We start from the raw sequence: 23766 nt of genomic DNA, 5'->3' as shown, positions 1-23766 counted from the left end.
TTAATTAAACTTTAAAGTCAATTTGCAATGTTACTGACTGTCATATGGGGACAAGACAAAGAGTTTCAAGGGTAAAAATAAAAAAAAATTTTAGTTTTAATTTTATTCATACCCCATGATGTTCTGATATAGTTACATATATAAATTTACTCCTCTGTATTATAAAGGTTTTCAGAATGAGAAAATGGTTTTTACTATTATTTTGTTATATAACTACATTTGCTCTACATGCAAACCCACTTCCTGCTGCAGAAGTATTTCGTGTTAATGTAAACAAAATTGATCCCAATACTTTTACCATCAATTTCGAGGTAAAACCTAATTACTTTCTTTATAGTGATCGCATTAAATTAACAACAAATACAAACGGTACAATTCACTTAGGCCCTTTGCGTTTCCCACCGACAGAACACAAAGTTGACAAACAAGGACATAAGTATACTGTTTATCGCAACCAAGTTTCCATTCCTGTTGGAATTTTAGGGAATAATCCAGGACAAGCCTTAATTGATTTGCATTACCAGGGATGTTCTGATGATGGTTTTTGCTATGCCCCAGAAACGAAAACAATTCAGCTCACCATAGATGAAGGTTTGGCTTTAGCGGAAGTAAGTCTGGAGGGACCTTCAAGCACCCAGACAGCAGACACTGAAGAATCACAAAATGACAGCGTCACTAAAATCTTTTTAAGCCACAATTGGTTCCTGATTCTGCTTACCTTTTATGGTTTTGGTTTGCTTTTATCATTCACCCCATGCATTTTGCCCATGGTCCCTGTTTTATCCGGGATTATTATTGGGCATGGTAAGGAAATTACCACAAGCAAAGCCTTTTTTCTCTCATTAAGTTATGTACTGAGCATGTCCATTACCTATTCAATCATCGGTGCAGTAGTGGCCTTGCTTGGAGCCAATCTGCAAATTAGTATGCAATCTCCCTGGTCCATTGGGATATTTAGTCTAATTTTTATTCTATTAGGCTTATCCATGTTTGGATTTTATGAATTCAAATTACCGCATTCTTGGCAGGCGAAAATACACGGTTCCAGTAATCGACGAGGCGGCCACTATCTTGGGGCTGCAGTCATGGGCTGCTTATCTACTTTAATCCTTTCACCTTGTGTTACTGCTCCATTAATTGGAGTATTAACCTATATTGCCCAAAGTGGAAATGTTCTTTTAGGATGCCTGACTTTGTTCGTTTTAGGTTTGGGGATGGGCACACCATTACTTCTCATCGGTACTTCCGCAGGTAGATGGTTGCCGGAGACAGGCAGCTGGATGAATACCATCAAGGCACTGTTTGGCATTTTTTTTATTGCTGCTGCCATTGAGCTTATTTCTCGAATAGCCCCTCCATTAGTCAGCATGATCTTATGGGCATGCTTACTTATTTTTTCAGGAATTTACAGTGGTGCTCTTACGTATTCTGCAACGCATCGCGAAAAATTCAACCAAGGAGTGGGACTTATTCTACTCGTCTATGGATTCTTGATTTTGGTAGGTGCCAGCATGGGTGCAACAAATCCCTTGCAACCCTTAACAATCCAATCAGCAAACGCTGCCCCGGCTAAAACACAGAAAGAACAAAATTTAAGCACTATAAAGCAAGCAATCGCTAATGCTCAGGGCAAACCGGTAATGCTTGATTTTTATGCCGATTGGTGTACATCCTGCAAGGTGATGGATGCAACTACATTTAAAGATCCTCGTGTACAAGAGGCCTTAGCACGTTTTAGCGTAATTAAAATTGATGTCACAAAAAATAATGCTGACGATAAAGCGCTACTTAATTATTTCCATGTTGTAGCCCCACCCACTTTTATATTTTTAGATGCTCAAGGCAATGAGATCAAGGGGCTCAAACTGGTTGGTGAAATTTCTGCAAGTAAATTTTTAAACACTTTAAAAAAGATAGACTAGAAGTGAATCCATAGACTAAATTTTTTTTATGTTCTTAGATACGTTATGTTAAATTACTGGAACGCCACATATATAGTTCCATATTTTTTACTGCAAGAATATCAACGTAGAGTCCAAATGCGATAGAGCAGTATTGCCACATTGGGGGATCAATAGAATATTCTGACTAAGTTTAGATGTACATTGTCGATGGATTCCTGCTGCGCAGGGATGACAGTCTTTTAAGCAGCAGTCTAGACTGTAGAACAATTTTTTCCTGTTTAGGTTATGAGAAAAACTCTTAGGCATAAAACGCGGGTTGCAGGCACCCCCGGGCGAATTGTTCACCGTCTCTAAGATGATAAATATTGATTACTCTTGTAATGTGAATTATCCATAAATGAAAAAAATTACATCATTTCAAAGCTATTTTGCTTTAAGTTGTGTCATTCTTTTACTTGCCGGTCTCCAAACTGGCATCAGCCCTTTTCTAACAATTTATCTAAAAGCAGAATTGCAATGGGACCCTGGTCAGATTGGTATTACTCTAGGAATAATGAATTTTGCAAATATGCTCAATCAAATCCCTAGTGGATTACTTATTGATGCATACAAAATAAAACGCCTCTTATTGGTAGGAAGTTGTTTAATCTTTGCAATAAGTTGTTTTCTCATTGCCCAATTTCCTTATTTTCCAGCAATAATAAGCGCTCAAATTTTGATTGGTTTGGCAACGGCAATTATGCCCAAAGCAATCGTAGCCATAACACTTGGTTTAGTTGGAACAAGAAAATTTCCACAAAGAGAAAGCATTAATGAAACATTAGGTCATGCTGGCAATATAATTCTCGCCCTAATTGTTGGCGTATGCTCTTATTACAGCGGAAATATTTGGATTATCTACTCATATGGCCTTTTTTCCATTTTAGGCATCTTGCCAATTTTCCTGATTAAAGAAAAGGATATTGATCATGATATTGCACGCCAATTAGCACCTGTAGATTTGGATACTGAAAAAAAGGAAATTGTATCTCTTAAACAAATCTTACTCTCGCGCACCAATATTATTTTCCTAATTTCTGTTTTTTTATTTCATTTTTCTAGTGCAGCACAATTGACACTGATTGGCTTGATTTTTGTGCAAGTCAGCACAAAAGCATGCTCCATTTTTATGGCAAATAGTATAATAATATCCCATATAGTCATGATGTTCGTTTCAATTCTCTTAGTATATTTCATTAAAAATATTCCGCGTAAGCCTTTATTTTTACTTGCATTTCTGTGTGTTTTTATACGGGCAATTTTGTTTACCTTTTCCCACAACCCCTATTTTATTATTGCACTACAGATTTTGGATGGGATAAGTGGCGGTATTTTTGGTGTAATTGGCATTGTAATGGTTTCAGAACTTGCGACACATTCCGGCCGGTTTAATTTTATGCTTGGATTGATGGTTCTTTGCCAAGGTTTGGCCTATGCAATTAGTAATTTTGCCAGCGGATACATTGTAAAATTATATAATTATAATATGGGCTTTTATACTTTGGCTTTCTTTGCACTGATTGGCCTGATTCTTTTTTTATCTTTGATGCCCGAAACTTTAAAAAGAAATTAATTTAGAGCCTGGAGACAATATCCTGAAAATACAACAAACAATGTTGACCATCCCATGGTTCTATTTGTTCGGTATAAAAGCCGCCATTTTAGCCTCACATTCAGAGGCGATGGCTTGGAGATTGAATTAAAAAATAATGCATTTCACGTTTGGTGTATCGTCACTTGTATTGACGGTCTGTAGGTATTCCCGTACTTCAGATAATTGCTCCGCCCAATCAAGATAGGCTCTTAGGGGAGCATAGAGGCTTTTTGTGGATCCAAATGGTTGGTTGGGATCGACAAGTTCATCGGGTTTGCGCAAATCAGCTACCCTCGTATTATCATTAATCACTTGCTTGCTTTCTAAGAATTTGATGAGCAAATAAAACGAAAGCGAGCTTGGCCTGTAATGTCCGCTGCTATTGCTTATGTGTGTAATAATTCCATCGTTTACTACCCACATACCTGCGCATCGGACACTTTTCCCCGCACTCAATGAAGAATGATGGAATTTCCCAGCTTGATGAGGATGGGTAAGAAACTGATTTTCATTATCAATGCACCATACAAATGCTGTTGATCCATATGCCGTACCCATTTTAAAGCTGTAATTTTTCATTTGTCTTGAATTTAATTTCTCAGTTTCTTCATCGCTATTTTGGGGATTTGAAACAATATAATTTTGCCCATCAATATTTTTAAATGTCGCAATATGTGCAGCCTTCAAATTATAATCAATCAAACTAATTTCGTACTTTTCTTTAGAAACTCGATTTTGGGTTAATACCTCATGATCTTCCAGCCATAGAAAGAATGAAGTAGTCTCATTGCTTTCTACCCAGTCTAAAAATGCAGAATTTAGTCCGAATTTTTTATTAGGTAATCTATTCATATTAAATTCAAATTGACGATGTAATGGATCAATTTTTTCGAGATAGGTCCCACTAAATAATTTTAATCGCGAGTGTGTGTTCGATTTGTTGCGTACTTTTAGATGTTCAATCATTTCATTGCGATTAATATGATGCGATTTAGCATTAGCTAAGAACGATTCTAGTTTGTTAAGGTATTGTGACTTATGATTAGACTTTTTTTGCAATGACAAAATCCAGTAATCGATACTGCTTTCTAGTTTTTTGGGGGACCCCTTTGGTTTTTGGCATAAAGCGTCTCCACGCCCTGCAATATAAAGCTCACACAATTTTTCTATGCGACATAACGCTTCTTTGCGGCCAATGATGTTGTCTGCTTTTTTCTTTTCAATTTGGTGGTATTTTGTTATCGCATCCGTTATTTCAATAATAATTCTATTTTCTTTATTATAACTTGAAGAAAGCAAAATAGTTTGCCATTCATTAAGTGAGTAAATATCTCGGCCAGTTATCTGGGACATTTTAGCGACTCCATATTTTTACATTCATTTATTGCTTTTTTTATAGTTTTAGATAATTTATTTTCAGGTAGTATAATTATTGGGCATTAAGAAAGAATTATGGCTTGTGGGGGATTTTGCGAAGTATATAAACTACAGAGGCTGCAGCATTGTTTTAACTCCCTGTCATGTAATTGCTTTGGCCTTCTGACCCAGGTTTTTCTTAGGTTTGACTATTTTATAATTTCTTTGAATAAAATTTGACCCATAATTTTAATGAACTATAGTTATAAAGGCACTGAAAAACATAAGAGTCGGAGATTCCGTCTAAGGATTTGATTATGGATAATCAACTCATTGTAAAAAAAGAAGTTTCTGCTGCAATTCCTTCAAAATATGGTTCTTTTGAACTTTCATTATTTACTACGAATCAAGATGATAAAGAACATCTTTTGCTCACCTTTGGAGCAGTGCACCATGCAGATGATATTTTAGTGCGAATTCATTCAGAATGCATGACTGGCGATATCCTGGGCTCTTTGCGCTGTGATTGCGGGGAACAACTGCAAATGAGCATGAGTCAAATTGCTATTGAAGGACGCGGCATTATTATTTACCTCCGACAAGAGGGAAGAGGGATTGGCTTAATTAACAAATTGCATACTTACAATTTGCAGGATCAAGGAAAAGACACAGTTGACGCCAACCTCGCGCTAGGTCATGAGGAAGATGAACGATCTTATGAGGTAGCTGCTCATATTTTAAAAGAGTTACAAATTAAATCGCTGCGGTTGCTTACTAATAATCCTCAAAAAATAGAAGCGCTGAATCAGTATAATTTGAATGTTACTTCAAGAGTTCCTATTAAAGGTTCTGTTCATCCTCAAAATGCTTTTTACTTGTTAACTAAAAAACAAAAAATGAATCATTTTTTTGAAGAGAATGATCTTAAAGAATTGTATGAAAAATGTTCCTCTTTCTTTAAAAAAAGAAAACCTGTAGTGACCTTGGCTTATGCACAAAGCCTGGATGGGTCTATTTCATTTCACCGAAAAAAAAGACTGATGCTCAGTTCTCAAGAATCGCTGGTAATGACCCATAAATTACGCTCTGAAAATGATGCAATATTGGTTGGAGTAGGTACGGTTATTGCGGATGATCCTCTTCTCACCGTACGCCATTATAAAGGAAAGAATCCACAAGTGGTCATTTTAGACAGTAAGCTCCGCACTCCTTTAACTGCGCGAGTTTTAAAAAACTCCAATCCCCCCATCATTTTTACAACAAAGCAAGCCAATCCTGAAAAACAAAAACTTCTTACAGAAATGAATGCTAAAATTGTGGTAGTGGATGCAACTGCAGATGGTCGTATTGATTTAAGTCAAACTCTGGAGAAATTATTTATTTTTGGTATTAAAACAGTAATGGTTGAAGGGGGAAGAGCCATTATTACTAATTTCATTAATGAAAATCATGTGGATAAAGTAATCATTACCGTGGCTCCAATTTTTGTCGGCGGAGTTTCTGTTTTATCCAAAGAAATTAAGGAAAATTTGGGGTTTCCTGAATTAAAAAATGTACTTCAGTATAAATTAGGCAAAGACATTATCATCATGGCTGATATAGAAAGGAATCCAACTTGAAAAATCATGTGCTCTATTTTAATCAACCCAAGCAAGTATCTGTCTTAGAAGAATCTATTCCAAGACCGAAAACGGATGAAGTGTTGATTCAAAACATTATTTCAGGAATAAGTTCGGGTACAGAAATGCTTTTTTATCGCGGCTTAATGCCCACTGAGCTGTGCCTGGATGAAACAATTCCTTCTCTGAAACATAAACTAAGTTACCCATTCAAGTACGGTTATTGTTCTATTGGGAAAGTAATTGAAGCAGGTAATAGAAAATTAAACCATTTACTCAATCAATGGGTGTTTGTATTTAATCCACACGAAAGTTATTTTTGTGCCAAGGAAACACAAATTATTGTGTTACCGGAGCACATATCTCCTTATGACGCATTATTTATACCCAATATGGAAACAGCAATAAACCTGGTATTGGATGGTTCCCCTTTAATCGGAGAAAACGTACTTATTTTGGGGCTTGGAATTGTGGGCCTTCTTACTGCTGCTTTATTGCAACAATTCCCGTTAACCAGTCTTCTTGGGATTGATTTACATGCCAAAAGAAGAAATCTTTGTATGCAGTTAGGAGCTGAACGTACTTTTGATGCATCCCAATCTGATCTTCATTCGCAGGTAACCAATTACCTTAAAAACGTAAAATCAAACACGATCGATCTTATTTATGAATTGACAGGTAATCCTGATGCACTCAATAGCGCTATCTCATTTGCTGCTTATGAAGGGCGCATCATTCTGGGATCTTGGTATGGAAGAAAACCATGTGCTATTGATTTAGGGGGGCGTTTTCATCGAAATCGTATTAAAGTCATTGCAAGTCAGGTCAGTACGATTGCCTCTGAACTCCAAGGGAGATGGACAAAAGATCGACGATTCGAAGTTGTTTTTAAAATGTTGGAGAAAATAAAGCCGGAACGGTTCATTTCTCATAAATTTCATATTACTGATGCGAATAAAGCCTATCAATTATTGGATTCTAATCCACATGATACTTTATTTATCACTTTAACCTATGGGGAGTAAAATGATGCATCATTTAATGTTAAGAAAAAATTTCATTGCACAACACTTCTTGATTGGGAAAGATTTTGGAGCAGAAAATTTAAGACACTCCCACCACTATAGTTTTGAATTGGAAATTGCAAATACAGAGCTTGACGAGTTCAATTTTCTGATTGATATCGTTGAAGTCAGGGCGCATATCGATCAATTAATATCTTATTTTCAGGATAAGATATTAAATGAGCTTCCTGAATTTAAAAACCAAAATCCGAGTCTCGAACTGTTTTCTAAAATTCTCTGGCAAAAATTTAATAATCACATTGACCTCCCGGTTGACAGTCAAATTACGATTAGATTATGGGAGGATGATATTGCTCAAGCCAGTTATAGAGAAACCAAATGCGCGTAGGATTAATTCTTTATGGGTCTATCACTACCACTACCGGTGGATATATTTATGATTATAAGTTAGTTGAATATTTACGTTCACAAGGTGTGGTTGTTAAGATTTTTTCGCAAGAGAAAAAGAATTTTTGGGGATTAATCAGAAATAATTTTTCGAAAAAACTAATCCATGAAATTATTGAATTTTCTCCTGATGTCCTTTTAGAAGATGAGATGAATTTTAATTCATTATTTATTCTAAATAAAAAACTAAAAAAAATAGCAAATTTTCCCATTATAAGTATTGTTCATCTTTTACAGGCAAATGCATTGCAAAATTCTTTAAGGAAATGGCTCACTAAAAAAATAGAGAGTATCTACCTTAAATCGGTAAACGGTTTTATTTTCAATAGCATTTCCACAGAAAAATCCATTTCGAAAATTATTGGGAAAAACCATAACTCCTTAATTGCCTATCCTGGAAAAGATCGCCTGCAACTGGATATTTTAAGGGATAACATCAAGCTTAAATGCCAAGACAATAAGCTCATGATTATTTTTATTGGCAACCTCTTGTATAACAAGGGGCTGCATGTCCTGCTCCAGGCTCTATCACAAATAGATTACAACTCTTGGCAATTATCAATTGTTGGCGATCTTCATTTTGATTTGAGGTATACAAGAAAAATATTCAAGATGATTACTTATTTAAAACTTGAGGATAATATAAAAATTCATGGCTTACTTGATATTGAAAATTTAAAAAAAGAACTCCTTTCGCAGCACCTACTCATTGTTCCTTCTTATTTCGAAAGCTACGGAATTGTTTATACGGAAGCAATGGGAGCAGGCATTCCAGTCATTGCGACGAATACTGGCGGCGTGCCTGAGATTGTAAATGATGCAATTAACGGGTTCTTGATAACTCCTGGCGACAGTACCATGCTCAGGGAGTACATTATAAAATTAATTAAAAACCGGGGATTATTACAAGAGATGAGTTTTTCTTCGCTTGCTGCTTATCACAATTTCCCCTCGTGGAACGAAACCATGGCCAAAGTACATGCATTTTTAAATCAAAATAATCCAATAGACACAATAATAAAAAGACAAAGATGATTGCTAGGGAGGTAGTCGCAAACTTAAAGAATAGGTTACTGTCATATAATTTCCCCTAGGTACCGCGCTTTATGCGCGGTATCCAGAAAGATACCAAGATATATTTGAGTTCAGTTTCAAAAGAGATCGATCTCCTGGATACCGCGCATAAAGCGTGGTACGTAGGAAGGAGCGTGAAACGGGATGAAAAAATTTTAAGAAAAGCCTCATAAGTACCATAAAAACCGCAACTTAAAATAACTTAAATTTACCATAATCCTGTCGACAAAAAGGCGCATTAAGAGGTATAATTCGTTCACTTTTTTTACAGTTAGAGTTTTATGAATCATAAAGTAGGTTTTGTTAGCCTGGGTTGTCCCAAAGCTCTGGTAGATTCAGAACGCATCATCACCCAATTGCGTGCTCAGGGATATGAATTAGTGTCCAGTTATCAAGATGCAGGTGTAGTAGTTATCAATACCTGTGGATTTATTGATAGCGCCGTTAAAGAATCGCTAGATACGATTAAAGAAGCAATGGCAGAAAACGGGCGTGTTATTGTCACGGGTTGCCTAGGTGCTAAAGCAGAGATTATTAAAGAAGCATGCCCAGATGTTCTGCACATTAGTGGTGCACACGCCTATGAAGAAGTGGTCAATGCGGTTCATCAGCATTTACCCCCGCCTGCAGATCCTTTTACCCAACTTATTCCCCCTCAGGGAATTAAACTAACTCCACGTCATTATGCGTACTTGAAAATCTCTGAGGGATGCAATCAAAAATGTACTTTTTGCATTATTCCTAGCATGCGTGGAAAATTGCAAAGTTACCCAATGGCTCAAGTCCTAACGGAAGCCCAAAAATTAAAAGATGCAGGTGTTAACGAAATCTTAGTGATTTCTCAGGATACGAGTGCCTATGGTGTGGATACACGCTATCAACCAGTAAGCTGGAAAGGAAAAACCGTTAACACCCGTTTTTATGATTTATGCGAGCAATTAGGGGCCCTTGGCATTTGGATTCGTCTGCATTATGTTTACCCCTATCCCCATGTAGACGAAATTATACCTTTAATGCGAGACGGCCTTATCCTCCCGTATTTGGATATTCCATTACAACATGCCAATTCGCGAATACTCAAAGCAATGAAGCGCCCCGCAAGCAGTGAAAATACTTTATTGCGCATTGCTTCTTGGCGAGAAATTTGCCCGACGATTACCCTGCGGTCGACTTTTATTGTTGGCTTTCCCGGAGAAACCGAAGAAGAATTTGAAGAGCTGCTCGACTTCCTCGAGGAAGCTCAGCTAGATCGAGTAGGTTGTTTCAAATACTCTCCAGTTGAAGGCGCCAAAGCAAATGAGTTAAGCGACCCAGTACCGGAAGAAATTAAAGAAGAACGTTATCATCGCTTCATGCAATTACAAGCAGAAATTAGCCGCGATAAGCTCGAAAATAAAATTGGCAGTATGCAAACCGTATTAATTGATGAAGTCAATCAGGAACAAATCATTGCACGAAGCCAAAGTGATGCTCCGGAAATTGATGGTGTCGTTATTTTACCGCCAACCCCCGGGGTCAAAGTGGGGTCTTTTGCAGAGGTCTTGATTACGGATAGTGATGAGTACGATCTTTACGCTGAATTCAAATAATAACTAATCCCTCCTATTTTTGGCCAAAGAAACCATCAGGAAGGTTCTCTTTGGCAGCAAGAGAGATTAGGAGATACACCCTAATCTCTTATACAAAAGCTGTGTTAAAAAGCGCTTTACATACAGCCAGTATTTCATCCTGCATGTTTTTGTACTCTCCAATCCCTGGGCGCAATAAATTTTGATGCAATAATTGATGGTGTTTTTTATAGGCTTTCTTTAACAAAGAGTAATGTTTTTTATTTAAGACCCCTGCTAAAAATAAATGATGAAGTTGGGTTAATGTATTTGTATATCGGGCTAAGGAAGGATCTCCTAAATGAAGCATTAAAAACTGTACTAAAAATTCCAAATCCAATAGACCACCAGAAATAGGATTTCGATCGTGATGCTGCTCCATTTTGGATCGCATCGCCACCACATCATGCAGTAATGTAGGTTTATCGCGCGCCAATAACAATACGGACTTTTTCAACTGCAAAAAAGCATGCCTAATCCTTGCGTTTCCTGTCAAAATACGCGCTTTTAATAAAGCTTGGTGCTCCCAAGTCCATGCCTGATTCTTTTGATATTCAACAAAAGCATCAACATGGCTCACCAATAACCCCGCTGCTCCGGATGGTCTAAGACGTGTATCTACTGTATAAAGCACCCCAGATTGGGAGCGAGTAGTCAACATATGCAAAATTTTTTGAGTTAAACGAGTAATTAAGGCTTCTTCTGATAGTTTTGCCGAATGTAAAAACACTAAATCCAAATCAGAAGCGTAATTCATTTCACGACTACCTAACTTTCCATAAGCAATGATCGCAAAATGTGATTTTGTGTGTTCCATTTCTGGATATCGGGAACATAACTGTTCGCTGGCAATAACTAAAACCTGGCTTACAATGACTTGAGCCACATCCGACAAAAATTGTCCAATACGCACAGCATTGCAGAATCCATAAAGTTCCGCGCGTGCAGCCATTAACCAATTGGTTAGCTTAAATTGACGTAAGATTTCCTCTTGCACTTCAACATCATGATGATGCGCTAATTTTTCAGTTAATAGTCTTTGTAATTGATGCAACGACTGAGGCCGCCATTCTTGCCCCTGATCCAGCAATACTTCCAATAAAAAGGGTTGATTTACTAGCAAGGAAGTAATAAATGGACTTTGAGCGAACCAAAACAATAATTCGGTTAAAACCTGTGGATTCTCTGTTAATAGAGCAAGGTACGCGCTCCGTCCCACAATATTTTCGAGCAAATGCATCACGTGCAATAAAACCTCGGCCGTTTTTTCAACCTGAGTCAATTCAACCAGCAACATCACCATGAATCGATCCAAACGCATTCGTGCGCCTTGTGTTAAACGTCGACAACGAGGACTATGACGAAAGGAATGAATCATTTGATAACAATGAGGGGCATTGGCAAAACCTAAGCTGGCTAATAAATTAATTGCCATCGTGGTCTCAACATGCCCTTGCCAAAGGCTAGCTAACTGATTCGTTAGTAATCTTTTTTCATCTTCATAGTCTTTGACTTTGCCCAGCACTGAATGAAAAGCATAACTAACAATCCGTTGATATTTATGCAATTTGTTAATTAAATCGTCCCAGGAACGATACCCCATCGTCAAAGTAATTTGTACCTGTTTCACTGGATCTTCTGGCAAAGAGTGAGTCTGCTGATCATTTAAACTCTGGAGTGTGTTTTCGAGTTTGCGTAAAAAAAGATAAGCCTGTTTTAAAGCATCAGTATGCGGTAACAATTTTTCATGCTTTAAAACAGCAAGAGCCGACAAAGCATTTTGCTCTTGTAATTGCGGTAAACGTCCCCCGCGGATTAGCTGAAAATTCTGAATAACAAACTCTACTTCTCTGATTCCGCCTTTGCCTCGCTTGATATCATCCAGCCGAGGGTTTATTTGCACCTCTCGCTCTATCATCGCCTTCATACTTCGCAACGATTCAATTACGCTAAAATCTACGTAACGGCGATATACAAAAGGCACAATCAATCGCTGAAACCATGGCTGTATCTCATCCACCTTCTCAGTAATTACCCGTGTCTTAACCATAGCATAGCGTTCCCAATCACGACCTTGTTCTTGGTAATAAGTTTCCATGGCAGCCAAGCTTGAAACCAGTGGGCCGCTGTCTCCATTAGGCCGTAATCTTAAATCGACTCGAAATACAAACCCATCCGGGGTTACATTTTGTAAGGTCTGTACAAATTGCTGTACTAATCTACTGAAATAGTGTTGATTATCGATGCGCTCTTCACCATCAGTTTCTCCTACCACCGTATAAGCAAAAATAAGATCTACATCAGAAGAGTAATTCAACTCTCTGCCCCCTAGTTTCCCCATGGCCAGAGTAAATAACTCTACTTCATTTCCCTCTGCATCACGTGGAATACCATAACGTAAGGACAAACCTTGTTTACAATACTCTAGCGCATGCAAAATAAGCGCATCAGCACAATCAGACCAGGCACGCAGAATCTGCTCTGTATTGGCAATAGCGGATATTTCAAGAAGAAGCAACCGCAAAAAATGCGTATTGCGGAAATGACGTAATGCACGCAAATAAGCTGCTTGCGGCACATTAAATGACACATTTTTCAAAGTACGAAAATAATCTTCCCGTGCCATCAAAGAAGAACACTTATCCTCAATGAGTAATGCTTTTAATATTTGAATTTGCCTGCATGCATAACCACTGATGAGGAGTAATTTGATGACACTTTCACGCAAGGGATGGTGCAAATCGGACAGATGCTTTTCAATGAACCATGCTTTTGATTGCAATAACTCAGGAATTTCGATTTGCATAAATTTTATTTTTTTCATTCCAAAATGAATACTGCCGTTATAATATAACCTATAAAAATCAATAACAATTCTATAATATAAAATGATCCGTTTAATTCTGATTGCATTTATTTGTTTCACTTCTTCACTTTTTGCTCAAGGTGAACCTTTAAATGTAGGTGTCGAAAGCTTTGATCCTCCGTTCGTCATGCAAGGAAATCATAATCAACTCTTTGGTTTTGATGTGGATATGATAAACAGTCTATGCAAAATCATGAATAGGACTTGTGTCTTCCATGTGATGCGTTTCAATCAATTACTTGATGCAGTGGCTAGTCAAAAAGTAGATGTCGCACTCAGCTCGATAACTATAACTACTGAACGCGCAAAAATAGTCAATTTCAGCCTACCCTATCTGCAAAGCTTCTCTCGATTTCTAGAAAGAATGTCTAATACAAAAGAATCGTTTAGCCTGGATCTCTTAAATACTAAAAAAATAGGATTGGAAACTGGCACGGTATTTTTCGACCAAATTAAGGAGATGGGGGTAAAAAATCCCACTGTGAAGTATTATGGCGGCATTCAAGAGCAACTCGCAGCTTTAAGTGCAGGAAATGTAGATATTATTCTTCTGGATAACCCGACGGCGACTTACTGGGCGTCCAATTCAGCAAACACATTTAGATTAATAGGCCCACGCTATATGTACGGTTATGGCTATGGGATAGCTGTTAATCCTGCTAATTCTGATTTATTAACAAAACTAAACCAAGCCTTGGTCCAATATCAAAATTCCGATGAGTTCAAACAAAATTATAATAAATACCTGTATCAATTCTAAGAGTAGATGAGGAAAGTGCCATAAACCCGGGAAGTTAAATGCTTAGCACCTGTCCGAGTTATTTGAGGCATCATGCGAAGAAATTTTCTCACTATCTGCAGTCACATCAAATCAATATTAATTAGAGGACCCTAGGCTAGGGTCTGCGTTTAATGTAATGTGTGTCCTTGAGTCAGACAACGTGTAATGACTTGCCGTGTTATAAAATCACCCTGGCTCACGCCATACGTTGAATTAAAATGTTTTGCTAAAATGACAACCCATCCTGATAAACGGAAACTCATTTTTTTTTCCGCTTGATCTACAACAATTTCAAAAAGACCTAATGTATCACTTTCACGCTCACTAGCGTATTCTTCCATAATCACACGGGCGGTTTGTAAATCTTTGTCTCTGGTAGGCCAGTTTTGACTCATATTATTCTCCCTAAAAAGCATGATTAGGTCTCTGTAATTTCCCAAGGGTCTGTTTACATTTCTACTACCTGTAGCTGCTTCGGTACTCGAGAACCAGACCATTTTAGCTCAGGCTAGCGAAAGGCTTAACAACCCCTGATCTTGAGATAAATTTCAAAATTACAAGAGCAGAAATAGAACCATATTGTCTCATATTTTGACCAAATTCTCAAGTGCAAGAACTCGGCGAAGCACTCATATGAGTGTATCAAAAACAATTAAATACCACACTCATTGCTTAACATCGTAGAATGTTTTTTCAAGACAGCATATGATATACCTACTTATTCAAATTAAAAAAAATACTGTATGACTTATCATATTTTACCCTCCATTTTATCTGCAGATCTTACGTGTCTGGGTGATGAAGTAGAAGCAGTTATGAATGCAGGCGCAGATTTTATTCATTTTGATGTTATGGATAATCATTATGTCCCCAATTTAACGTTTGGCCCTGCGTTCTGTGAAGCCTTACTCAAACGGTTCCCGAAGCTCCCTATTGATGTCCATCTCATGATCAACCCCGTTGATACATTGATTGAAGCATTCGCAAAAGCTGGAGCAAAACGAATTAGTATTCATCCTGATGCAACCATTCATCTGGACCGCAGTTTAAAGCTTATCAAAGATTCAGGTTGTGAAGCAGGTCTTGTATTAAACCCGGCAACACCAATTGAAGTATTAACCTGGTGCGCTCATAAACTTGACTTTGTCCTAATCATGACCGTGAATCCTGGCTTTGGAGGACAAAAAATTATCACTGAAATTATTGATAAAATACCCCAAGTCCGCGAACGCTATCCTCAACTCGACCTTTGTGTCGATGGTGGCGTGACCATAGATAATATTGCTACTTTGGCGCGCGCAGGTGCAAACCAATTTGTGGCTGGTGCTGCAGTATTCAAGAGCAACAATTACAAAGAAACAATTGATGCCATGCGAAAACAATTAGCAACCATCAAAGGACATTAATTAAGAAAAGTTATGAAAAAATTTATTTTATTCTTATGCGTATTTATTAATTTCCAGAGTTGTCTCGCTCTTTCGGGAGAACAATATATGGAGCGTTTTAATAACTACTTGTCCTTTAGTCAAAAGTTACCGACTACGACACCCAGTGCGCCATTCTTGGAGTTCATTAGTGGAACCACACCTTTATCGACCAAATTACGTGAAAAATGGCTGTATGAGTTAGCCAAAAGCAAGGACTGGACTCAATTTAGCCAATATTATCAACCCTCTAACGACCTCAATCTCATTTGTTATGAACAGATTGCAAATTACAATACAGGCAAGCAACAGGAAGCATTAAAAGCATCCATTCCACTGTGGCTAAATGGTGATTCAAGGCCCCCCTCCTGCAACAGTTTGTTTGACTTGCTTCTGAAAGATAATAATTTTGATCAAAACTTAATTACCCAACGAATTGCCCTGGCTTTGGATCGACGCAATATCCAATTAGCCCGCTATTTATTAACGAAATACAAAAAACCTCATCCACTAGAACTGAATACTTTAAATGCTGTTTATCAAAATCCTGAGAACATCAGTAAACTAAACCCAGGGGAATTAAATGATGACATCTATCTCTACGGCTTGAAGCGTATGGTTTCGATTAATATGGATAAAGCGCTTAAGCTATGGCAACAAAGCAAAACCCAAAAAATGCTTACCCAAGCACAACAACAAGCTTTTTTAGCTCATGTAGCTCTTTATAAAGCCATGCGTAATCATGAAGATGCATTACAATGGTTTGCCCAAGTAAAACCACAATACTACAATGATGTGTTATTGGACTGGCAAATACGCTTTGCTTTAAAACGAAAAAACTGGGCACAAGTCACTGCATTAATTAATGATTCAAAACATAAAGATGAACCCTGTTGGCAATATTGGCTAGCACGTTCTTTAGAAGCACAAGGGGAAAAAGCACAAGCACAGGTTCTTTACGAAACTCTTGCAAAAAATAGGCAGTATTATGGGTTTCTTGCAAGCCTTCGTCTTAATAAAACGCCCAGTTTTGCCAATGAAGTTCCTACAAAAAATCTGGATGTATTGAAACCCTATCAAGCGTTTATTGATCAAATTCAAACACTCTACATGACCAAGCAAACCTTGCAGGCATCACGCCTACTCAATGATTTCATCAGTGAATTACCTAAAGACGAGGCAAGCGCTTTGGTTTATTGGATAGATAAGCAATTGCAATGGCATGGTAAATCGGTTTACTTAAGCAATAATGAGACCCTGAATAATCAACTTTCGTTAAGATTTCCTCTGGCATATAAAGACAGTGTCTCGCTTTATTCTAAAAAATATGCGGTTGCTCCAGAATTTATTTATGCCATCATTCGTCAGGAAAGCGGATTCAGAGACGATGCGACTTCTTCGGTAGGTGCTCGGGGCTTAATGCAAGTTATGCCTTATACCGCGAGAGTAGTCTCAAAAGCAGATAAGATTCCTTATAACGATCAAAAGCAATTGTTCTTGTCTCAAAAGAACATCAATATCGGAGTGGCTTATTTAAAACAACTTGCAAAACGCTTTGGCAACCATCCAATACTCATTGCAGCAGCATATAATGCAGGACCCAAACAGGTGGTTTTTTGGTTAAAAACGCATCCCCCTAAAGAAATTGATGTATGGATAGAGACCCTTCCCTGGCAAGAAACGCGTAACTATTTAAAAAATATTATGGCTTTCTATATAGTCTATCAATACCGTTTGGGTCAAAAGCCTAATCTAGGAAATTTCCTCGAGCCTTTATAACGCTTAACCGCAAGCCTGGGTACAGAACAATGACGCCCAGGTTTTTCCAACATAATTAAATACATCCAGGTTTCATCAAATTGTTAAAATAATGCTCTTTCTGTTCTATAATTATACAAATTAACCAAAAAGGTAATAGGGTTGATTTCCTGTATGCCTTAAAGGCGATTTTTATGATAAAAGTTACCTATTTTATTAGCTTGGGAATGATACTTATTCTAACCGGCTGTGGACAACCATCAGCTTATGTAGTTGGTACCACATATCAACCAATCCATTACACTTATGCTCCTGGATATAATCCTCCACAAGTGGCTTATCCCGATGTGCCAACAGATGCAAATACATCTCTAGACAGTGAAGCTGTCATTGAGCAAGAACATGCGATTAATGCAATAAATGATTCGATTGCCATTCGACAGCAAAAGGAGGAGGCGGAAAAGCAAGTAATTATGCAGCAGATTAGGATACAACAGCTTAAGATGCAACAGCTTAAGGAACCACCAAGCCCTTAAAAAAATTGGATGCATCTTTTAAGTTCGACATAATGGGCATGGAAATGTCCTTTCATGGAAAGAAAAGCAAGCAAGTTTCATTGCTTGCTTATTGATTAACGCGCTGTGCCTTGACGTGGACCCAACTGTTTACTCATATGAAATTGATGTTCCTCTAGGACATCATTAAATCGACCCACATCGCTCTGGGTAATGGAAATTGCAGGCTTAGACACTAAAGCCAACATTTTCTCTAATTCTTCTTTCGTGAATTGAGTCATTAAAGGAAGACCAGTTAATGTCGGAGCGACGTCTTCCCTTTCTAAAAAGCGATTATGTTCATAAATTTTTTGATAATTTTCAGCATTCAGCATGCCGGCTTGCTGCAAGTAGTTCATGAAATGAAATGCCCCGACACCCAATTGACTTACCTTTAAAAAGTCTTCCTTTGATGAACACCGACTAATAAGTGAGACACTGTGTAATAACAAAAGATTTTTCGCAAAAATATTAGCATTTTCGGGATTTCTTTCTAGTAAGTCAAAATAGTTATTTAACAATTCGGGCACTGCTGAAAGCTTTTTAGCACCTTCATAAATTCTATCGATGAATCGTTCTTGTCTTAAAAGAATATCAACGACCCCCAGATCATAAATGTCTTTTGTTAATAATAGATTAAGCAGACTCAGCGTTGTATTCATGTGCGGTGTTGAAATCAAACTTGCACGAAGTTTATCTATTAAAGAGTCGGGGTTGTATGCATGTTCCTGCAGTTCAATAAGTAATTGGGAAATATTGGTTGATTCATCAGGATAAGCAAGGATTAAATTAAAACTCGATTTATCAAGGAGACGTGCATCATGTAGCGTTCGTGCGCTTTGTGCCACCGTTGAATCGGAGCGTGCAGCCTTAAACAACAGTTCCATTGGAACAGAATTAGGATTGATATCGAGTTCATTCATCACGCTCAATAAATTAACCGCTCCACCAATATTGGAAATATTTTGGGTAATAATGTTCTCGAGTGGATCAGACAGAGAAATTTTGAGATCTTTCAATGTCTTAAATACGGAAATCAGCCGGTTACCACAGTCAGGATATCTTGTAATAAGATTGAGCATTCGAGGATCATCTCCCAGACCCAATTTATTCAAGCGCTTAAGAAAAGCATTACTTATAGAAGTTTTTTCTTCTTTATCATTTCCAGAAGAAGAGGGTTTCACTACTTTTTGGATAACTCCAGGATTTAAACCTTGAATCATAGTTTGGGTGCTCATGCTCGGTATTTCTAAGCTTTTGGTGTCATTATGTCCAGCCATACCTCTGTCCGTAAATTGTTCTCAAAGGAGGAAAATATAACACAAATGCTTATCTTAAAGCAAATTTCATTTATTTAAAACTTGGTTTTTAATTAATTGATGCTTTTCAATCATTTCAATAAATTCACCTACATGGGACTCACCAGGTTCGGCAATTAAACGAAGCATTTCTTCTAATTCGACTTTATCGAATGCTTCAAATAAAGGAAGACTACTGAATAACTCCATGACCTCTTTCTGAGTGAGGATTGAAGTATCTCGACACACTTTGTTATAACTTTCAGAATTTAACATACCTGCTTGCTGCAGGTGACTCAAGAAATGGAATGCTCCAACTTCCAATTTGCTTACCGTTAATAAATCTTCTGTTTTTCTATAATCAATGAGTGACTCTTTATGTAATAGCAAAATAAGATTAGCTAGGACATTGGCATTCTTTGGATTATTCTCAATGACACTGAAGTAACTTGCTGCGAGTTTATTTTTTGCAGTAAGTTTCGCCGTGCCCTCATAAATTTTATCGATATACTCCTGGTGCTTTGCAAGAACATCGAAACATTCAAAATAATAGAGATTTTTATTTAAAAGGAGGGTAAGCAGTCTTATAGCCGTATCCATATTTTTTGCAGAAAACTTATGGAGTTTTTCGACTATTTTCTCTGTAGGATAAGCGTGCTGTTGAAAATTAATGATTAAATCAGCAAGCAATAAAGAGTGCGCAGGATAGGCAAAGAAAAGTTTTAAAGTAGTCAAATCAAGGGGGGTACGCGTTTTGAGCAGCTGCATTCCCTGTATTAACGCTGTGTCTGATTGTGCAGCAGCAAATAAACGCTCTAGAGGAAAAAGAGTTACATCTATTTTTTCATTGTGCATAAAATCTAATAAATTGCTTAGACTTCCTGCATAAGAAACGTTACTTGCAATGAGGCTATGAAGGGTATCATTCAGCTTAATGTTGCATTTTTTTAAGCGCATGAATAAGGAGGCAAGCCGATTAATATACTCAGGATTCTCTTCAAGGGTTTTCAACATTCGATCATCAGGATCCAAACCTAATTTTTTTAAGAGAGTCATAATCTTACCTTCTGCCGCAGTTATTTGATTAATCTTAAGATATGTCATTACCGCCTCACTGTCCTGTGCCATTTTCTCTTTAGTATCTCAAATAAATATCAATGAATTTTATTTATTATTTGGCGTATATCACCAAAAAAAGAGTCATTGAGATCAAGATAGTAACAAAGAAAGTATATTTTAAATATAGTAAATAATAAAAATACAGCCTCTTTCTCTTATTATTTTAATCCCTCAATAATGAACATTTTATTTTCAATGAAATCACTTAATGGTCACTTAAGATTCATTTTATATAATGGCTACCATTAGGTAAATTGTGGCCTACCTACTCAAATAAAATCCACAATGACCTAACTTAATAATTAATGTCAAAAAAATATATTTAAGGGGAAATTTAAGATGGGCGCAAGTCGAGAAATTGTTGAACAACAAATTAAAGATCTAAAAGATTATACAGATACCGTTGCAGCGGTTCATTTGTTAAAAGAAGTCGTAACCAATGGTGCGGTAGTAACAATAGGAAGTGCGAAGGAAAGTATTGATATAGAAAACAATAAAAAAGACCCTAAGATCGGAAATGTCGTAAAAGCGATTTTAGCAAAAGCAGGTAAGCCAGGGGAAAGCACTAAATGGGAAGATAAAGGCGACGGAAAACCACATCTTGAAGCTGCTATTACTATTGGCGGCGCAGTTTATACAATTGATTTGGTCTTTGAAGGCAATGATCACACGGTAAGTACGACACAAAATTATACTGTAAATATTACAAGTAAGTTAAATTCTGAAGTGAGCAGAGGAAAATTATTCTTCGATCATGACCATACAGCTACTGTGAAACTTACCTATGATAAAGATGGTGATCTTCGTGCGGTAACCAAAAAAGGATTATCCGTTGATACTAAATCGTTTGTTCCATACGCATATCAGAATGAAATTTTATCTAAATTTCATGACAGTTTAAAAGATCATAAAGAACAACGATTAGCAATTATGGGAACCGGTTCGGGTAAAAGTATTGTTATGGCTGGTATTGCTCAAGCGGTTGGGCGCACAGTCATGATTGTTCCTGATCAAACATTAGTGAACCAACAATCAAAAGAAACATCTGACCTGCTTGGTGCCGGATTGGTTAATGGTGTTAAAGCAACTCCACGAGTTTTCACTTTGGATACTCTTAAAGGTAAAGTGGATGTTCTTTGGGAAGCTTTGGAAAAGGATTTAAGTGATATAGAGGAAGAAGATGTACTAAAAATCAAAGCATATTTTCGCAAGGTAATTGCAGGTACTGAGCCTTTTGATCAAATTGTTTTACAAGCTGAGCATCCCTTATTCAAGATCATTGCAAGCGAAATAAAAGATTCTATGGTCTTAATTGATGAAAGTCATCGCCATACATTTAAACCAGAAGATGCAGAAATTTTGAAAGGAATAAAGGATCGTAATTCAATCCTGGCATTAACTGCCACTCCAACTTCTGAATTATATGATCTCTTTAAGGGTACTCCTTTAGATGACTTAAGTCTTGGTGCTGCAATTGAACTTGGGACTATTCGCCCAATTAAGGATGAAGTCGCTTATGTGAATGAAAAAAGTTTAATTGATCAAGCGGTAGCCCACTACTTTGATGATTATTATCTTGAAGAAGGGATGAGTGGTTATATTGATCCTGTTGAATTAAAGAAACAGATCATACAAGCGGAAACAGGAATCGAAGATTCTGTGGCACAAGAAAGAGCTATTAATCAGGCTTTAGCATTAAACCGCATCCGTTGCCAACGTAACATGGGTTTTTCTGACGATAAAGTAACTCGTGAAAAATTGGCTGAGATCTATCAAAAGATCGCCAATGGAGATAGAGAGACTATTGAAAAATACCAAGGTGAAGTTGCAAAACACAGACAAAAATCTGAATGTGACGCACGATTGCAATTGGTTCAGAAATTTGGCGCCGTAGATGAAGTAGAGTTCCGAAAAACTGTAGGTCTACCGGTAGTGAATTTACAACAGGATATCGCTACAGAACAACAAAAAGATATTCAAAGAGCAATCAATAGCTATGCTCTTGCTCTTGTCTTCAATGAAAAGCATACAGATATCGCGGAAAAGGACAGAACTCACAAACTTGAGGACTATTTGAAAGAATGGGATCAGCATATTGCGAAATATAAAACGAAAAATGATGAAATACCTAAACCATTTCTTACCAAGCTTGAATCATGTGAAACAAAAAACAGGGAAACACTAAAAGAAGCTTTAGAAAAGTTAGGTGCACCTATTTCCAAATTGCCTACTGCACAAAAGGAAGCCATTACCAAATTGATATTGGACAGAGCAGAGACAATGGTAACTAAGGTCAAAGCATCACAACCCGTATCTGAAGTGATAACAGGAGCACCTCAGCCTAATTTAGTCGCTCTGCAAGCAACTGAGAATTATTCTGGTGCAATTGATATGAGTACGCCACAATCTACAATTGATGAGCAACTTGCTCAAATCGAAGTAGGTTTGAGAACCCATATCGTAGCGGATCAGGTGATTGCAACAGGGGTAAGTATCAGAGATATCTTGAACGTGCAAATTATCAATACTAATTCGCCCGTTATTGAATCAGATATCAATGTGATTAACGGAATCCTGTCAGGACCACAGGCAGCTGGCCGTTGCGTAAGAAATAAAGATACCGAAGCTCGTGTTCAACAATACATTGATCAACGATATGAAGGCAAAGGTCTAATTCTTACCGTAGATGCGATCATTGATCCTAAAAACTCAGCAGAAAGAACAAGAGAAGTTATGAAGAACAGGGAAGAACAAGCTCAAAAAGAACGGGAAGCAATTATTCTCTTGCAAAGCGTGATCAGAGGCTTCCAAACTTTTGGATTGTTCCAACAATGTGTACCTTTACATCAAAAAATTGAGGCACTCACCGAGAAATTGGAGTTACAAAAAGTACATTTAGAGGACCAACAGAAAACTTTAGGAACCAAAAAACTCGAACTGGGTAAACTTGAGGAAGTAGAAAAGCTTGAAAGCGAGTTAAGGGATATCGTTCCTGGAATGAGCAAAAAACCAATAGGAAGCCCGCTTCCAACTGATTATGCTCGTAATCCAACTCTTTATTGCATGTGGGCAAAAACGACTCTTATAAGAGCGTCACTTAAAATGGAAACAAGAGAAGTGAGACAAACTATTGAAGAAGTCAGAGAAGAAATAACCAATCTGGCAGACTCTATAGAACGCCTCCAGAAAGAAATCCAAACTGGAACCATATCTTTGGAGAGAATGAAAGTTGAAGAAGAGCGTTTGCTCCAACAAATGGAAGAAATCAACAGTAAATTAACTATGTAATATGGATTAAATC

At 37.3% G+C, this 23766-nt stretch carries 17 protein-coding genes; 12 read left to right on the top strand and 5 right to left on the bottom strand.

From position 1 onward, the window contains the following. Positions 1 to 176: 176 nt before the first annotated feature. A complete protein-coding gene (dsbD, locus tag LXO92_RS05690; RefSeq protein ID WP_232890548.1) occupies positions 177 to 1922 on the top strand; it encodes a protein-disulfide reductase DsbD in 1746 nt (581 codons plus the stop codon). Positions 1923 to 2301: 379 nt separating this feature from the next. Continuing rightward, positions 2302 to 3516: an MFS transporter gene (locus LXO92_RS05685; protein ID WP_182351768.1), complete on the top strand. Its 1215-nt coding sequence runs from the start codon at positions 2302 to 2304 to the stop codon at positions 3514 to 3516. A gap of 126 nt (positions 3517 to 3642) precedes the next feature. On the opposite strand, the gene LXO92_RS05680 is transcribed toward LXO92_RS05685, so the two are convergent. Further along, positions 3643 to 4890 carry a hypothetical protein gene (locus LXO92_RS05680; RefSeq protein ID WP_232890547.1) on the bottom strand — a complete coding sequence of 416 codons (1248 nt, stop codon included), beginning with the start codon at positions 4888 to 4890 and terminating at the stop codon, positions 3643 to 3645. Between the two features lie 320 nt (positions 4891 to 5210). Here LXO92_RS05680 and ribA point away from each other — a divergent pair, with 320 nt between their 5' ends. From ribA to rimO, 5 genes are all read left to right on the top strand, one after another. Continuing rightward, complete coding sequence (gene ribA, locus LXO92_RS05675) at positions 5211 to 6512, top strand: GTP cyclohydrolase II (protein ID WP_182351766.1); 1302 nt, start codon at positions 5211 to 5213, stop codon at positions 6510 to 6512. Then, the gene (locus tag LXO92_RS05670) at positions 6509 to 7537 is read left to right on the top strand and encodes a zinc-dependent alcohol dehydrogenase (protein ID WP_182351765.1); all 1029 of its coding nucleotides are present in this window, start codon (positions 6509 to 6511) and stop codon (positions 7535 to 7537) included. Before ribA ends, LXO92_RS05670 begins: the two co-directional genes overlap by 4 nt. Before the next feature lies 1 nt (position 7538). Beyond that, positions 7539 to 7925 carry a 6-pyruvoyl trahydropterin synthase family protein gene (locus tag LXO92_RS05665; RefSeq protein ID WP_232890546.1) on the top strand — a complete coding sequence of 129 codons (387 nt, stop codon included), beginning with the start codon at positions 7539 to 7541 and terminating at the stop codon, positions 7923 to 7925. Continuing rightward, a complete protein-coding gene (locus LXO92_RS05660; RefSeq protein WP_182351764.1) occupies positions 7916 to 9019 on the top strand; it encodes a glycosyltransferase family 4 protein in 1104 nt (367 codons plus the stop codon). The genes LXO92_RS05665 and LXO92_RS05660 overlap by 10 nt, the downstream gene beginning before the upstream one ends. A gap of 320 nt (positions 9020 to 9339) precedes the next feature. Then, positions 9340 to 10647: a 30S ribosomal protein S12 methylthiotransferase RimO gene (gene rimO, locus LXO92_RS05655; protein ID WP_182351763.1), complete on the top strand. Its 1308-nt coding sequence runs from the start codon at positions 9340 to 9342 to the stop codon at positions 10645 to 10647. 88 nt (positions 10648 to 10735) lie between these two features. Here rimO and glnE read toward each other — a convergent pair whose 3' ends face one another. After that, on the bottom strand, positions 10736 to 13489 hold the full coding sequence (glnE, locus tag LXO92_RS05650; protein ID WP_232890545.1) for a bifunctional [glutamate--ammonia ligase]-adenylyl-L-tyrosine phosphorylase/[glutamate--ammonia-ligase] adenylyltransferase: 2754 nt from the start codon (positions 13487 to 13489) through the stop codon (positions 10736 to 10738). Between the two features lie 64 nt (positions 13490 to 13553). Between glnE and LXO92_RS05645 the strand changes: the two genes are divergently transcribed. Next, a complete protein-coding gene (locus LXO92_RS05645) occupies positions 13554 to 14291 on the top strand; it encodes a transporter substrate-binding domain-containing protein (protein WP_232890544.1) in 738 nt (245 codons plus the stop codon). A 149-nt stretch (positions 14292 to 14440) separates the two neighbouring features. Here the strand turns inward: LXO92_RS05645 and LXO92_RS05640 are convergent, their stop codons facing one another. After that, the gene (locus LXO92_RS05640) at positions 14441 to 14707 is read right to left on the bottom strand and encodes a hypothetical protein (RefSeq protein ID WP_058388603.1); all 267 of its coding nucleotides are present in this window, start codon (positions 14705 to 14707) and stop codon (positions 14441 to 14443) included. A gap of 348 nt (positions 14708 to 15055) precedes the next feature. On the opposite strand from LXO92_RS05640, the gene rpe reads away from it, so the two are divergent. The 3 genes from rpe (at position 15056) to LXO92_RS05625 (ending at position 18030) form a co-directional block, all read left to right on the top strand. After that, a complete protein-coding gene (gene rpe, locus LXO92_RS05635; RefSeq protein ID WP_182351761.1) occupies positions 15056 to 15718 on the top strand; it encodes a ribulose-phosphate 3-epimerase in 663 nt (220 codons plus the stop codon). Positions 15719 to 15730: 12 nt separating this feature from the next. Beyond that, positions 15731 to 17515 carry a transglycosylase SLT domain-containing protein gene (locus LXO92_RS05630; protein ID WP_232890543.1) on the top strand — a complete coding sequence of 595 codons (1785 nt, stop codon included), beginning with the start codon at positions 15731 to 15733 and terminating at the stop codon, positions 17513 to 17515. Between the two features lie 173 nt (positions 17516 to 17688). Beyond that, positions 17689 to 18030 (top strand): hypothetical protein, encoded by a 342-nt coding sequence (locus LXO92_RS05625; RefSeq protein ID WP_182351759.1) that lies wholly within the window; start codon positions 17689 to 17691, stop codon positions 18028 to 18030. Between the two features lie 95 nt (positions 18031 to 18125). Here the strand turns inward: LXO92_RS05625 and LXO92_RS05620 are convergent, their stop codons facing one another. Both LXO92_RS05620 and LXO92_RS05615 read right to left on the bottom strand, forming a co-directional pair. Continuing rightward, positions 18126 to 19328: a hypothetical protein gene (locus LXO92_RS05620; protein WP_182351758.1), complete on the bottom strand. Its 1203-nt coding sequence runs from the start codon at positions 19326 to 19328 to the stop codon at positions 18126 to 18128. 66 nt (positions 19329 to 19394) lie between these two features. Continuing rightward, positions 19395 to 20450 carry a hypothetical protein gene (locus tag LXO92_RS05615; RefSeq protein WP_182351757.1) on the bottom strand — a complete coding sequence of 352 codons (1056 nt, stop codon included), beginning with the start codon at positions 20448 to 20450 and terminating at the stop codon, positions 19395 to 19397. Between the two features lie 354 nt (positions 20451 to 20804). On the opposite strand from LXO92_RS05615, the gene LXO92_RS05610 reads away from it, so the two are divergent. Further along, entirely contained in the window at positions 20805 to 23753 is a 2949-nt protein-coding gene (locus LXO92_RS05610; RefSeq protein ID WP_182351756.1) for a DEAD/DEAH box helicase family protein, read from the top strand. Positions 23754 to 23766 lie beyond the last annotated feature (13 nt).

The organism is Legionella resiliens (assembly GCF_021344005.1).
Classification (GTDB): Bacteria; Pseudomonadota; Gammaproteobacteria; order Legionellales; family Legionellaceae; genus Legionella; species Legionella resiliens.
The sequence above is the reverse complement of the archived record's forward strand: the minus strand, read 5'-3'. Positions and strand labels throughout refer to the sequence as shown.